We start from the raw sequence: 16067 nt of genomic DNA on the forward strand, positions 1-16067 counted from the left end.
GGGGTCTGATTTTTAATTAAAAAACGAACGCCCTGTTTATGGGCGTTACAGAAGATAATTTTTAATATCCAGACTTTAGTCGGTTGATAGTGTAATTTTATATAAATATTGAAATTTAAAGCATAAAAAAGACCAGACTCCCTTCAAAAAGGAAGCTGGTCTTAACAATATTCTAATTTCTAATTAAAGACTACTTTCGAGTATGTAATCCTAGTTCTTTAGATGATATTTCGCGCATTTCAACCTTACGGACCTTTCCGGTAACTGTTGTTGGAAATTCAGAAACAAACTTCCAGTATTTAGGAATTTTATAAGTCGCAATCTGACCTTTACAATAATCCTTTAACTCTTCATCTGTTGCTGTATCACCATCTTTTAAAATAACCCAGGCCATTACTTCTTCACCATATTTTTCATCTGGCACTCCAATAACCTGAACATCTTTTATCTTATCATGATTATGTAAATATTCTTCTATTTCAAAAGGAGAAATATTTTCACCACCACGGATAATTAAATCTTTAATCCTTCCTACAATTTTTACATATCCATCTTCATCCATTTCTGCCAAATCTCCTGTATGCATCCATCTTCCCTCGTCAATAACGGCAGCTGTTGCTTCCGGATTATTCCAATACTTTAACATTACAGAATAACCTCTTGTACAAAATTCACCAGAAGCTCCTCTTGGCACAATTTTGCCAGTTTCAGGATCGATTATTTTAATTTCGAGATGAGGGTGAACCTTTCCTACTGTAGCACATCGGCGGTATTCATTATCATCCACAAATGTTTGTGTACTTACCGGAGATGTTTCTGTCATACCATAACAGATACAAACATCCTTCATATTCATCTTTTCACGAACTTCTTTCATAGCAGATTCTGGACATGATGAACCAGCCATAATACCTGTTCGTAAATTAGAAAAATCGTACTTATCAAAATTAGGATGATTTAACTCTGCAATAAACATTAAAGGAACGCCATATAATGAGGTACATTTTTCATCCTGTGTAATCTGCATCACAACTTCAGGATCAAAAGCCTCTCCCGTTAAAACCATACATGCTCCATGAGTTATTATAGCCAAATTAGCCAATACCATACCAAAACAATGATATAGTGGAACCGGAATAGCTACCTTATCATTTTCGGTATACTTTAACCTTTCACCAATAAAGTAACCATTATTAATAATGTTATGGTGAGATAATGTAGCGCCCTTCGGGAAACCTGTTGTACCGGAAGTATATTGAATATTTATTGGATCATCAAACTGCAATTCACTTTCAACTTCAAGCAAAGATTCTGTACTTACCTTCTTACCTGCTTCAATTAATGTATCCCAATCATGATCAATAACCAATACATGCTTCAACTTTATACATGACGATCTTACTTCAGATAAGATCTCGATATAATTTGTTTTTCTAAAGCCTTTTGCCAACAGAAGTAAACTAACTTCAGATTGCTTTAATGCATACTTTAACTCTGCAGCTTTATAAGCAGGATTGATGTTTACCATGATGGCTCCTACTCTGGTGGTTGCAAACTGAACTAATACCCATTCAAATCTATTAGGCGACCAAATACCTACCCTATCTCCTTTCTTAACACCATAAGCCAGTAATCCTTTAGCAACTTCTTCAACCTGGTTCCAGAATTCTCTGTATGTAGCTCTGTAATTTTGATATGGAACTACCAGAGCTTCGTGATCAGGAAATCTGTCTACTGTCTCTTTTAATTTCTCACTAACTGTACACCCTAATAACGGAACATCAGAAATTCCGCTTTCATATGAAAGTTTATTCACTGTTACAAATATTTAATTATTAATATTCCCCTTTTCGACATTGGTAGTAGGTCATAAAGATAAATGATAATAATTAATTGTTGTAACAATTTACAGATTTGTTTATTTTTACACACTCAAAAAACTTAATTTATTGTCTTAAGATATCTCTGACTGTTGAATTGGAAATCCCTGTTTAATACATTATTAAAATAAACTAATTCTTAATTAGAAAAAAAATAAAATGAATCCATCAACAGATATAAAGAAACTATATCGAATACATACTCAGGAACAGGTCATTAACTCATTAAGAATTAAGTTACCTATCATTTACGTTATTGTTGGATATTTTATGTTCTCCGACATCTATTTTAGAGATAATGTAAATGCTTTCTACACCAGATTACTACCTATTTCATTAGCTCTGATTTTAAACTTGCTGCAAATACTCAAAAAATCATCTATTCCGTTCAGAGTTGCACTATACAACACTTTAATAGCAAGCTTATTAATGATGATGTATGGCAAATGCTTTATTCACTTAAATGACTATTTAACATCAAGTATTACAGGAACAGTCTTAGTTCTTTTTCTAATATCACTAGAGTTAAAGGTCTGTATTATAAGTTCCATACTCATTTATTTAACTCCTTCTATATTATTCACTATAATACTCTTTACATTTAAAGAACCATCCAGAGAGCAATTGCTTGAAATGACTAATATTATACCAATTATTATATTCGGGTTCATTGCAAATCAAATTCAGAATAAATTTAGATTTAAGAGTTTTGAAAAACAGCATTTACTTGAAGTGGAACAAAACAAAGTAAAAGCGCTTTATACCAAGTCAATACAACAAAACAAAATCCTATCGGAACAAAAGGATGCAATAGAAATTAAATCAAAAGAACTGACTGAGAGTAAGATTAATTTAGAAATTACCAACCAGGCAAAAGATAAATTTATATCAATTATTTCGCACGATTTAAAAAACCCCTTCAATGTAATTATTGGCTTTTCTGATTTACTCATGCATAGCCTTGAAACTTTTGATCTGGATGAAATTAAAAACTATACAAGCATTATAAATTCTAGCGCAAAACAAACTTATAATTTATTTGAAAACTTACTTAATTGGGCTTTACTCCAGAATAATTCAAGCCAGTTATCTTTTAAATCTGCTCACATCAACAAAATTATTGAGGACACCATCTCACTGCTTGAACCAAATTTTTTAGCAAAACAAATTCAATTTAAATTTACATACGACGCTCAACTTTATGCAGAGGTTGATGACATTGCTATTTCAACAGTATTTCGAAATTTAATTACCAACGCTTTAAAGTATACCAATAAAGGTGGTCAAATACTGATGAATTTATCTGATAATAAAGAAAAAGTGATTTTTAAGATTTCAGATACAGGTGTTGGAATGAATCAGGCCACAGTAGACCAACTATTCCTATTGAACTCAAACATTCAAACCAAAGGTACAGCAGATGAAACAGGTACCGGTTTGGGATTGGTATTATGTGCTGAAATAATTAAAAAACACAATGGCTTTATTAATGCGGAAAGTCATATTAATAAAGGTTCAACTTTTACAGTAACGATCCCTATTCATCACACTTCAAAAGAATAGCTCCTTAATTACTTTTTTTAGTTACAATGGTGCGGTGTGGATATGGAATTTCAATTCCTGTTGCATCAAATCTCTTTTTAACAGATTCATTCATATCGCATGCAATAACAAAAGCATCATCATTATTTTTTGCCCAAACATAAGCTCTTATTGTAATTGAGTATTCTCCCAATCGGATTACTCTGATCACTACTTTGGGCACATCGTTACTTTTATCTTCTTCCGACCTGTTATCCATTAATAAAGGATGATTTTCAGCTTCCTCTTTTATAATTTGTTTTGCCAAATCTAAATCAGATTCATAACTAACATCAAATTCAATAAACTTTTTAATCTTTTCCTCAATAATGTTACTATTGATAATCGTTTCTTCACTAATTATTGAATTTGGTATAATGATTCTTCTGTTTTCATAATTTCGGATAATTGTATGTCGCAACGTGATTTCTTCAACTACTCCCTTATTTAGTGCACCAACCTCAATAACATCCTTAACTCTAAATGGTCGAAATATGAGAATAAAGATTCCACTAATAATATTACTAAATGCTTTTTGTGAGGCAAAACCAATGATAGCAGCCAAAATTCCGGCACTTGCAAATAGCGCTTTAGCTACAGAATTAAGAGGAGGAGTAATATAAAATATGGCAATTAAACCTGCCGTATATATAATAAAGGAAATTGAATTCTTCAGAAATGAAAAATTAGTTGGATCTACATTTACTTTTAAGGATTGTCGTTTTATAAACAAACCAATAATTTTTCGTGTAGTAAACGTAATTAAATAAACACCCGCAATTATTGAAACTACTTTAATCCAATAATATAAATCCATCATTATAAAATATTACAAATTTTCAAAAAATTCTTCACCATTAACAATCCATCCTCTCCGGATACCTCCGGATGAGATTGAAAACCATAAACAGGCTTTTCTTTATGTTTTATGATTTCTGTTGAACATGTTTCTGATACAGCCAGACTATCAAAAGACTCAGGCAATTCTGAAACATAAAATGAATGCTTTTTCATGAGCATAACCTCATTCCTTTTCAACCCGTCAAATATAGGATCTTCTGGCTTAATTATATTAATGAGTTCTTTTTTTCCATGATATTCTGCTAACTTTTTTATTCGCCCCCGGTAAGCTACAGCAATGATCTCATGCCCCAGACAAAAACCCAATACCGGAACATTAAAATTCATTAGTGCAACAAAATTTGAAGTGAGATTTAGTGGTTCATAAGGATTCCCCTTCCCTCCTGAAAGTATTATGCCCTGAATATGTGTTTTTGCAGATAAGGTAATCGGCTGATTGTGATCAAAAAACACATAATCAAAATCCTGCTCCGATAAAAACTGACGCTTAAACTTTTTAATAAAAGCACTTTGGTTATCTATAATTAAAAGCATATCCTGAATATTTAAGTTTCAAACTTACTTTGCATTTCTGTTTTCTACTCAATTTAAAAAGATATAGCTTCCTATACAATATTTAAAGATGCATTTAACCTATTAATTATAATGATGTTATAGTAATACTTCATCTAAAAACTCTTGGCAAAGTATTTGCACCCGGTAATTCACCTATGATCTATAATCAGGAGTTAACATCCGAAAATAAAATGGCTCCTGCCACTACTTTCTGCCTAAGGTTTAAAAGCTAAAAGAAATCGCCTGCAATTACGAGTATTTACATAAACCCAACAACGGGCCTGCTCCGGACCTGCTCCGGACCACCAGGGGAGCAACTGCGGATACACTTCACTATTCATTCACTTATCCCTCACTATTGGCTCACTATTCACTCACTATTCACTCACTGTCCAGTGAATTAAATGTGAACCATATATGAAGAGTATGAATGGTGTATATAAGAGGTATCCGTTTCTGTTACCTTGCCTTTACCTTTTTGGTACGACTCAGACCTAACTGAAATATAATCTGTATTAGTTTAAGGTAGATGATTGAATAAGAGCCTCATAAAAGAGATACCCGCTTAGATAACATTCTATCTGACCTACCAAACAAACCGGTAGTTTTAGAATTGTACCACCTAATTTGTAAAAAAGTAAGTACAAGACAAAAAAAAGGCATCCTTCGAAAAGGATGCCTTACATATCTAGATTTCTAATACTTAGAATTCCATTTTAGATTGACGAACATAGCCGTTGTAACGCCATTTAGCGTTGTCTTCAGCAGCTTTAAATAATTCTTCTGCTTCAGCAGGGAATTGTTTCATCAATGAAGTATAACGGATCTCACCTTTCAAGAAGTCCTGGAATTTAGACCAATCTGGCTCTTTAGAGTCTAATATGAATGGGTTTTTACCTTCTGCTTCTAAATCAGGGTTAAATCTGTATAGGTGGAAGTAACCACACTCAACAGCTTTTTTCTGCTCAGTTTGAGCTTTACCCATACCTGCAGTTAAACCGTGGTTAATACATGGAGCATAAGCAATAATGATAGATGGACCATCAAAAGCTTCAGCTTCACGGATCGCTTTGAATGTTTGAGCCTGGTTAGCACCCATTGCAATTTGAGCAACATATACATAACCATAAGATGCAGCCATCATACCAAGATCTTTCTTACGAATTTTCTTACCTGAAGCAGCAAATTTAGCAACAGCTCCAACTGGTGTAGATTTAGATGCCTGACCTCCAGTGTTAGAGTAAACCTCAGTATCAACTACTAATACATTTACATCTTGTCCTGAAGCTAATACGTGATCTAAACCACCATAACCGATGTCATAAGCCCAACCGTCACCACCAATAATCCATTGAGATTGTTTAGTGATATATTTTTTAACTTTTGCTAACTCATTACAAATGTCGCAGCTACAAGCGTCGATCATTGGAGAAAGTTTTGCTGAGATCTCTTTAGTTATCTCACCGTCTTTACGGTTTTCAATCCACTCAGTAAATAGAGCTTTCATTTCTGCAGAACAGCTGTCAGACTCTAAACCTTCTTTCATTAAACGCTCAACACGGTCACGCATTTTTTCAGTTGCAATAGCCATACCTAAACCATACTCAGCGTTATCTTCGAATAAAGAGTTTGCCCAAGCTGGACCACATCCTTTTTCGTTCATTGTATATGGAGTAGATGGAGCAGAACCAGAGTAAATAGAAGTACAACCAGTTGCATTTGCTACCATTTGACGATCACCAAATAGTTGAGAGATCAATTTAATATATGGAGTTTCACCACAACCAGAACAAGCACCAGAGAACTCGAATAATGGAGTTGCAAACTGAGAGTTCTTCACGTTAGTTTTAGTATCAACTAAACTTTGTTTTGAAGTAACTTTCTCAACACAGTAATCCCAGTTTTCCTGATTGTCATACTGAGTAGCGATAGGCTTCATCTCAAGAGCTTTTGTTTTAGCCGGACAAACATCAACACAGTTTCCACAGTCAAGACAGTCAAGAACATCAACCTGTACGCGGAATTGCATTCCTTTTAAGGCAGCAGGAGCTTTCATCTCTAAAGTAGCACCTTTGAAATCAGCAGCTTCTGTTTCGTCTAATACGAATGGACGAATAGCAGCGTGAGGACAAACGTAAGCACACTGGTTACATTGGATACAGTTTTCTGGAATCCATTCTGGAACGCTGGCAGCAACACCACGTTTTTCAAATTTAGAAGTACCTTGATCCCAAGTACCATCTTCACGACCTGTAAATGCTGACACTGGTAAATCATCACCAACCTGAGCATTGATAGGACGAACAACTTTGTTTACGAATTCAGTACCAGCAGTTGGGTATTCTAAAGAACCATCAAGGCTAGCCCATTCTGCAGGAACATCAATTTTAACTACATCACCACCTTGATCAACAGCAGCAAAGTTCATATTAACGATCTTCTCTCCTTTTTTACCGTAAGATTTCACGATAAATTTCTTCATTTGCTCTACAGCTTGCTCGTAAGGAATTACGCCTGTAATTTTGAAGAAAGCAGATTGAAGGATAGTATTTGTACGGTTACCTAAACCAATACCAGCAGCAATATCAGTTGCGTTAATTGTGTATAGGCTAATGTTGTTTTTAGCTAAGTAAGCTTTAACATTATTTGGAAGATTTTTCTTAACTTCTTCTTCTGTCCATACTGTATTTAATAAGAAAGTACCATCTTTCTTTAAACCTTTTGTTACATCATATAAATTCAGGTAAGCCTGAACGTGACAAGCAACAAAGTTTGGAGTGTTTACTAAATAAGTAGAACGGATTGGATCATCACCAAAACGAAGGTGAGAACATGTGAAACCTCCAGATTTTTTTGAGTCATAAGCAAAATAAGCCTGACAATATTTATCTGTGTTATCACCAATAATTTTAATAGAGTTTTTGTTAGCACCTACAGTACCATCAGCACCTAAACCATAAAATTTAGCTTCGAAAGGTCCGTTAGCTAAAGCGATTTCTTCTTTTGGAGGAAGAGATGTAAATGTAACATCATCAACAATACCTACAGTAAAACCATTTTTTGGTTCTGGTAAAGCAAGATTTTCATAAATAGAAAGAACCTGTGCTGGAGTAAAGTCTTTAGAAGAAAGACCATAACGTCCGCCTACGATAACAGGAGCATTTTCTTTACCATAGAAAGTATCTTTAACATCTAAATATAATGGCTCACCAGTTGCTCCTGGCTCTTTTGTACGATCTAATACTGCAATTCTTTTAGCTGTATCAGGTACTGCTGCTAAGAAATGTTTAGCTGAGAATGGACGGTATAAGTGTACTGCAACCATACCAACTTTTTCTCCTTTAGCAACTAATTCATCAATACCTTCTTTGATTGCTTCGCAACCTGATCCCATAGCAATGATTACTCTTTCTGCATCTTCTGCACCATAGTAATCAAATAAACCATACTCACGACCTGTAATTTTGTTAAGCTCTTTAATATAGTGCTCAACTGTGTCAGCTAATGAATCATAATAAGGATTACAAGCTTCACGAGCCTGGAAGAAAACATCTGGGTTTTGTGCCATACCACGAGCTACTGGAGAAGCTGGATTTAATGCACGATCACGGAATGCCTGAAGATCATCTTTGTCAAATAATGGCTCAAGATCTTCGATATCTAATTGTTCAATTTTTTGAATCTCATGAGAAGTACGGAATCCGTCAAAGAAGTGAACGAATGGTACTCTTGATTTAAGAGATGCTAAGTGAGCAACTGCAGCAAGGTCCATAACTTCTTGAACAGAACCTGTAGCAAACATTGCACATCCTGTTTGACGAACCGCCATAACATCCTGGTGATCACCAAAAATAGATAATGCATGAGATGCTAACGTACGAGCCGAAACATGATAAACACCTGGAAGTAATTCACCAGCTACTTTATACATGTTAGGGATCATTAATAATAAACCTTGTGATGCAGTAAATGTATTACAAAGAGTACCAGCCTGAAGAGCTCCGTGCATAGCACCAGCAGCACCAGCTTCAGATTGCATTTCTTCAACTTTTACTGTTTCTCCAAAAATGTTTTTTCTACCATTTGCAGCCCATTCGTCAACGTATTCTGCCATTGTAGAAGAAGGCGTGATTGGATAGATTGCAGCTACCTCGCTAAACATATAAGCGATATGAGCAGCAGCTTGGTTACCATCACAGGTAAGAAACTTCTTTTCTTTTGCCATTTTGTTTACTATTTAAGTTTTAACTACTATTATTTAGAATTATTCTATTTTATTGATAATCAATTAGTAAAATTACAATTTTATAACTAATCAGATCAAATTTACTAGTACAAAAATCCAAACAACCACAAAGGAATTACATGCTGTTCTCCCTTCTCAATCATATCTTTCGCAACTAATAAATTCTTATTTTTTTTATCTTTTAATTCACTTTGCTCACTAACTATAAAATCGAATTTATCATCCACTTTAAAATCACCCTTGCACGATACTGCCAATTCATGAATGCTACCAACCTGATTATAAAAAAATGTTTTTAAAAGGTTGATTTTATCTACAGCATTACGACTAATACATTGTACCAGATTAGGATTATGTAAATAAATCAATGATGGTTTTTTTTGCATATCCTCTGGTCCATCATATAAAAGCTTTACTAAACGAGCCTGTCTTAAATAATACAGGTAATTCATTACAGTAGCTCTTGATGTACCAACATGTGAACTTAACTTACTTACATTGGGCTGAAACGGAACTTCCTGTGCTATACTAAAAAGCAGTTTTCTAAGCCTTGGCAAATATTTTAATTCTATTTGTCGTAAAAAGCTGATGTCAATCTCTAATATTAAATTGACACTTTTCATTAAGTTTTCGGTATAATGTTGTTCGTCCAGATAAAATGGGTAATAACCATACTCCAAATAATCATCAAAGTATGCCAGAGGTTTAATATCTTTTACAATTTCAGAAGCGATTTTTTGATGATTCTTTATAATCTCTTCAAAGGTATAAGACTTAAATTTTTTACCTGTTTTTAATTCTAAAAACTCTCTGAACGAAAATCCTTCTAATTTATAAGAGTGAACTAAATCTCTTAAATGAGGATTTTCCTCTCTGAGCCTCATTACTGTTGAACCTGAAAATACGATCTGTAGATCCGTAAAATTTTCATAACAATATTTCAACTCTTCCGACCAACCCGGATACTTATACACCTGGTCAAGAACCAGGGTTTTGCCTCCTGTTTTTCTAAACTTATCGGCAAATGAAATAATACTGTGTTCTGAAAAATAGAGGTTATTAAGATTAACGTACAAACATGACTTATCCAGTCCATATTTTGATTTAGCAAAATCTAAAAGAAAATTAGTTTTACCAATTCCCCTTGTTCCTTTAATTCCGATTAAACGATGATTCCAATCGATTTCATCCATCAATTTCCTTTTAATAGGAACTTTTAAATTATTAATCAGGAATTTATGTGTTTCAAAAAATGATTGCACGATATCTGTTTCAATAATTGATTGACAAATGTAATATTAGAAACCTAATAATTGCAATGTGGAGATTACAATTTTAATATTAAGATGTAATTTATACTTATTAAAAATAATATTGAAATAGAAAATACAGTTAACAGTTATGGTCTTTAATTTTAATATTCCTGAATATATTGAGTATTAGAAATATTAATAATGATCATAAAAACATGTTGCTTTCTTTTACTATAACCCAGTCCCATTGACAATATTCATTTTTTAAGAAATCAAACTAATTAATCCGTTAATCAAAAAATATCTGAGTTTAGTTGAAACTATAGCTTCTTTAAAATAAAATATATTTTAATTTGCGCTCCCCACATAATAAAAACCGACAAACAAATTATTTAAAATGATTAAAAATTTCATGAAGATTTTTTGGATTATCTTCTGCTTAATTCCAATATCGCAGAAGTTAATCGGGCAAATTAACACCCCTGACTTTACAATATTCCAGGGTAAAAATTCTATCAACAAGGAAGGCAAATCATATGATTTTGCCATTAACAAAAACGACGAGATAAAGATTGTATTATCTGTTGAAAAGGAAAAAGACCTTGCAAGTATTGTATTGATTGATAAAAACAGTAATGAAACTGTATGGAAAAAAGGTAAAGTATCATCTGTTAACGAAACTATCAGAATTCCGGAAGAAAGTGTTTACTCCTTGCAGTTAACAGGTCGTGGCGGTAAAAAAGATGTTTCTATTTCCATAACCCGAATTTCAGGAAAAGAAAAATTGTACAACCCGGCATGGATGCAATACAATTCTATTAGTACTGAAAATATCTCATATGAGGTAGACACTATGATAGGCTATCAAGATCCTGTTATTTCCTATCATGATATCAGATTGTTTAATAAATATATGTATCAAAAAGTTGATGTATTTGATTACAATGATCAGATTTTAGGTCAGGGAGGTATACACAATTCTCAGGCGAAAATCAAACCATTAGCAATTAATAAAGCCAACATTCCTGACAGTGCAATATTTAAAGGATATCATTACAATGTAAGTTCTACAATAGGTGGTGCAAAACATTGGGCTCTTGCCGATATTGGTGTTTCAGCTGCTTCTATGGTAATGAGTCCTGCAGCTTCTTTCGCGGCACATGGAGCAATGGGATTAATTGGTCCCCAACCAGGAAGTGAACCCATACAATATTTTATGTCCAACCGTGAATCAGACCTAAAAGTAGCTCAGGAAATCTATTCTCTTTATAATTCAGGAAGAGAAGCTACAAACAAAGCAAAGGATGTTATTGGTGATATAGCAGGACACTTTAGTAGTAGTGCAGAAAAAAACGTTAAAGGCACAAAAGTTAAAGAGTATAACGAAGGTGATATGTCTTTTAACGAAAAAGGTTTAGTAACCAATCTATCTGTTACTGAAGCCTTACCCCCTACTGCAAAATATATTTTATTTGGAAACCCTGATATTGGACAAGCTAAAAACTTAAAGTTAAACGCTTATGCACTATATTACAAGCCTACATACAACACCCTTAGTGCAGAAGAGCAATATTTTCAGGCGCTTATTCAAAAATTAAGCAAGACTAAAATAAAATATACAAAAACTATTCATTTAGAATCAATCAAATAATACATGTATAAGTATCTGATTCAATCAATAATATCATCGATAAAAATGAAAAACATATATATATTACTATCACTCATTTTCTGTCTCTCTTCATTTCATACATTAAGAGCTGAAGATATTGACATTGTGAAAGGAAACTTTTCTTCAGGAAAAAACATTTCTTTACTAAAAACATTTACTGCTTCAAAAGGCGATATCATTGACCTTGACTTAACTGTAGACCATAAAAGAAGAGGACTTAATATTTACATTAAACAACACCCGGGTAACCTTGTTATTTTTGACTTTGAGGACAAACAGACTCTAAATAAAAATTTCATAGTTCCTACAGATGCTATTTACGAAGTATATTATGGAGGTGAAAAGGTAGACTTTACTTTAAACATAGTTAATCACACCAACAATCCCAACGGACCCAACCACGGTGATATTATATACGTTTGTATACCAGATACCAGCTTTGCCAGTGGTTATGTTGACACTAAAATTGGTGAAAACTATAAACTAGCACCTTACAAGGAAAAAGTAATGTTTTCAACTACTATTGAAAACGAACAAGTTTGTACAAGAGACTTTTTTACTGGCGTAGATATGATGAGATTATCCATACCTGGTGACAAAAAGGACGAATACAGAGAGCAAAAATTATTATCATATACGGTTAACCTCACATGTCAGTCCCCTACGCTGTACTCTAAAATGCAAAATGCAGTAAAAAGCAGCGCAGAGGCGTTACCCGATTATAAAGACATCATTGGTGGCGTTTCAAGCAAAGGGATTAAGAAGATGAATCCTAAAAACAAATACGATGTAGTACCTGACATCAATAAAGAGCAGGAAAAATTAGATAATATTAAAGAAGTGATTTCTTTATCTGGCGAGGCAGCAAATGTTGCATCAGAAGGAACATCTGTCGAAAACATTGCATCAACCGTTGCCTATTTAATGGATGGCGAGGAGCTTACTCATACTGCAATAAATAAGGGATTAGATATAATTGGGGCTCCAGGAGAAGTTTCTGCAATTGTAGATAAGGTATACGAATTTCCAGGGACAACAGAGTTGGTTCAAAATGCTATTGACCAACTTGCACCTACCATAAATGGAAGTGCCTGGATGGACATCAAACAACAACATCTGAAATCTAAACCTTATTATGAATTCCCGGAAAAGACATTCTATATAAAATCGGCTTTGAACTTCGCTGAAGACAAAGGTTATCTGGATGTTCCAGGCAGTCCAACTGCGGCTGAAAATGGTTTGGAATTAAAAGCGTGGAATATGACCTCTGGAGCAGACCGTTTATTTAAAGTAGTACCATCTCAAAAATACAAAGGCTATTACTACATACAATCTGCATTACCAGGAGCAAAACCTGTTGTACTAGATCATAAGGGAGGTAGTTTTAACCTTCAAAAATATGGAAATGACATACATCTATGGTCAAAACACAACGGGACTTCTCAGATGTTTAGGTTTGAACATTTAGGTGGCGGAAAATTCAGGATTTACAATTACAATGGGTACTTGCTATGTTTCTCCGGAAGAAAAGTGGATAACGGCACACAGTTAGAAATTTGGGAAGATGAATCAGTTGGTGGTTTTAATGAGTGGTATTTAATTGACCCCACAACAAAACAACCATTCATACCTCAAAACGCAGTTGGGAATTCAGAAGTATACGAGGATGTAAGAACTATTTCGGCCAAAGGAAGCTCAATAAATAAAACGGTAACATTGGCAAAGGAAGATGCTCCTCTTAACACAGATCTTTCTCATGTTGACTTAAATGTTCTGATAAAAAAGAATGGTGCTGAATGTACAGCAAAATTAATTATTGATGCTAAATACAGAGTAACTGATTATACAGATGTTGTACGATACAATAAAATTTCAGATCCGGTAATGACAAAAGATTTTTGGTCTGCATATAAAATCAATTACCATTATGACATCATGTTTGCCAATCAAACAAAGGACTATTACAAAAAAATCACTAAAAACGAATACTACAATTACAACAAACCTAAAAGTGAAATTGTAGATAAAACAAACGTTGAACAAGTTGAACGTATTAAACAATACGATATTCTAACCCAACCAACCGATAAATAACAAACACAAAAAAAGGGATGATTAAACTAGTTTAATCATCCCTTTTTTATTTATCTTAAAACTATTGATTATTCATCATTCATAGAAATCAAAAACTCTTCATTACTGCGAGTTTTTCTCATTCTATCTTGTAAAAAGTCCATTGCTTCTAATGGATTCATATCTGCTAAGTAATTTCTTAAAATCCAGATACGGTTTAAGCTCTCTTTATCAAGCAATAAGTCCTCTCTACGAGTACTTGATAAAGTAACATCAACAGCTGGGTAAATACGCTTGTTAGATAATCTTCTATCCAACTGAAGCTCCATATTACCGGTTCCTTTAAATTCTTCGAAGATAACCTCATCCATTTTAGAACCTGTTTCAGTTAATGCTGTTGCCAAAATTGTTAATGAACCACCATCTTCAATATTACGGGCAGCACCAAAAAATCTTTTTGGTTTGTGTAATGCATTTGCATCCACACCACCAGATAATACTTTACCTGAAGCTGGAGAAACAGTATTATAGGCTCTTGCTAAACGAGTAATAGAATCAAGTAACACAACTACATCGTGTCCACACTCTACCATTCTTTTTGCTTTTTCCAATACGATATTAGCCACTTTTACGTGTCTTTCTGCAGGCTCATCAAAAGTAGATGAAATTACTTCAGCATTTACACTACGTGCCATATCTGTAACCTCTTCAGGACGTTCATCAACTAATAAGATGATCATGTAAACCTCAGGGTGATTAGCTGCAATTGCATTGGCAACCTCTTTTAATAAAACAGTTTTACCAGTTTTAGGTTGAGCTACAATTAAACCACGCTGTCCTTTACCAATCGGAGCAAACATATCCACTACTCTGGTAGAAAGACTATCTTTTCCACTTCCTGTGATTTTAAATTTTTCATCAGGGAAAATTGGCGTTAAGTGATCAAATGGTACACGGTCGCGAACAATCTGTGGACTTCTACCATTGATTTCTTCAACTTTAATTAAAGGAAAATATTTTTCACCTTCTTTAGGAGGACGAATACTTCCTAATACAGTATCTCCTGTTTTTAAACCAAAAAGTTTAATCTGAGATTGAGATACATAAATATCATCAGGAGAGTTTAAGTAGTTATAATCAGAAGATCTAAGGAAACCATATCCATCCTGCATGATCTCTAATACTCCGGAAGCAGAAATAATTCCATCGAAATCAAAAGCCTTATCTTGCTGCTTATCTTGTCTTCGTTGTTGGTTATTATCTTTGTTTCCTCTATTATCGTATTGTCTTCTTTTTCCGTCGTTGTCTCCCTGACGTTGACGTCTGTTATCCTGACCGGCATTATCTTTTGATTTTTCCCTATCGTCGGATTTTCTTTTAGGAGCTTCTTTAACTGCAGCAGCTTCAGATTCTTTTTTAGCCTCAGCCATCTTCTCTTCTTTTCTGGAAGCTTCTTCAGCTTTTAATCTTTGTGCCTCTAGTTTTTCTGCAATTGTTTCGGTTTTTACTTCAGCCTCAACATCTGCATTCATATTTTGCTGTTCTACTTTTTCTTCCTTGGTAACGGGTACAACTTTTTGAATCTTAGTTGTTGTTCTAACTCTTTTGGTAGGTTTTTTCTCGGAAGTTTTTTCTGTTTTCTTTTTCTCTGATGCAGCAATAGCTTGCTCATCAAGGATTTTATAAATTAAATCCTGTTTTTTAAACGAATCGATTCGCTTAATCTTTAACTCTTTCGCGATATCTTTAAGATCTGCTAAAAGTTTTTTATTCAATTCAAGAATATCGTACATAATTTTTTACCAATAAATTCTCTTGGGGAAATTAACACTTTGAAGATTCAAAATCTTCTCGATATAATTTAATATTGTTTTTTAATTGATTTTTGTCCTGATACGGCCTTTGATTCTACAAATAAGAAAGATGCCCAGAAGATTTGTTGCAAA

The 16067-nt window shown here is 33.8% G+C and carries 10 protein-coding genes; 3 read left to right on the plus strand and 7 right to left on the minus strand.

Annotated elements, in window-relative coordinates:
- Positions 1-190: 190 nt before the first annotated feature.
- The gene (locus OM075_RS13855; protein ID WP_301191121.1) at positions 191-1816 is read right to left on the minus strand and encodes an AMP-binding protein; all 1626 of its coding nucleotides are present in this window, start codon (positions 1814-1816) and stop codon (positions 191-193) included.
- A 223-nt stretch (positions 1817-2039) separates the two neighbouring features.
- Between OM075_RS13855 and OM075_RS13860 the strand changes: the two genes are divergently transcribed.
- Positions 2040-3443, plus strand: coding sequence for a sensor histidine kinase (locus tag OM075_RS13860; RefSeq protein WP_301191122.1), 1404 nt, complete (start codon positions 2040-2042; stop codon positions 3441-3443).
- Positions 3444-3447: 4 nt separating this feature from the next.
- Here the strand turns inward: OM075_RS13860 and OM075_RS13865 are convergent, their stop codons facing one another.
- From OM075_RS13865 to OM075_RS13885, 5 genes are all read right to left on the minus strand, one after another.
- Positions 3448-4281 (minus strand): mechanosensitive ion channel family protein, encoded by an 834-nt coding sequence (locus OM075_RS13865; RefSeq protein WP_301191123.1) that lies wholly within the window; start codon positions 4279-4281, stop codon positions 3448-3450.
- A complete protein-coding gene (locus tag OM075_RS13870; RefSeq protein WP_301191124.1) occupies positions 4281-4856 on the minus strand; it encodes a glutamine amidotransferase-related protein in 576 nt (191 codons plus the stop codon). The genes OM075_RS13865 and OM075_RS13870 overlap by 1 nt, the downstream gene beginning before the upstream one ends.
- Positions 4857-5092: 236 nt before the next feature.
- Positions 5093-5218, minus strand: a complete 126-nt coding sequence (locus tag OM075_RS13875; RefSeq protein WP_301191125.1) for a hypothetical protein — start codon at positions 5216-5218, stop codon at positions 5093-5095.
- A gap of 362 nt (positions 5219-5580) precedes the next feature.
- Complete coding sequence (nifJ, locus tag OM075_RS13880) at positions 5581-9102, minus strand: pyruvate:ferredoxin (flavodoxin) oxidoreductase (protein WP_301191126.1); 3522 nt, start codon at positions 9100-9102, stop codon at positions 5581-5583.
- A 104-nt stretch (positions 9103-9206) separates the two neighbouring features.
- Positions 9207-10385 carry an AAA family ATPase gene (locus OM075_RS13885; RefSeq protein ID WP_301191127.1) on the minus strand — a complete coding sequence of 393 codons (1179 nt, stop codon included), beginning with the start codon at positions 10383-10385 and terminating at the stop codon, positions 9207-9209.
- Between the two features lie 388 nt (positions 10386-10773).
- Here OM075_RS13885 and OM075_RS13890 point away from each other — a divergent pair, with 388 nt between their 5' ends.
- Complete coding sequence (locus OM075_RS13890) at positions 10774-12027, plus strand: hypothetical protein (protein WP_301191128.1); 1254 nt, start codon at positions 10774-10776, stop codon at positions 12025-12027.
- Positions 12028-12072: 45 nt separating this feature from the next.
- On the plus strand, positions 12073-14142 hold the full coding sequence (locus OM075_RS13895) for an RICIN domain-containing protein (RefSeq protein WP_301191129.1): 2070 nt from the start codon (positions 12073-12075) through the stop codon (positions 14140-14142).
- A 68-nt stretch (positions 14143-14210) separates the two neighbouring features.
- Here OM075_RS13895 and rho read toward each other — a convergent pair whose 3' ends face one another.
- A complete protein-coding gene (rho, locus tag OM075_RS13900; protein ID WP_301191130.1) occupies positions 14211-15914 on the minus strand; it encodes a transcription termination factor Rho in 1704 nt (567 codons plus the stop codon).
- Between the last annotated feature and the right edge of the window lie 153 nt (positions 15915-16067).

Origin of the sequence: Plebeiibacterium sediminum (assembly GCF_026013605.1) — a bacterium.
In the GTDB taxonomy this organism is placed as follows: Bacteria; Bacteroidota; Bacteroidia; order Bacteroidales; family Marinilabiliaceae; genus Saccharicrinis; species Saccharicrinis sediminus.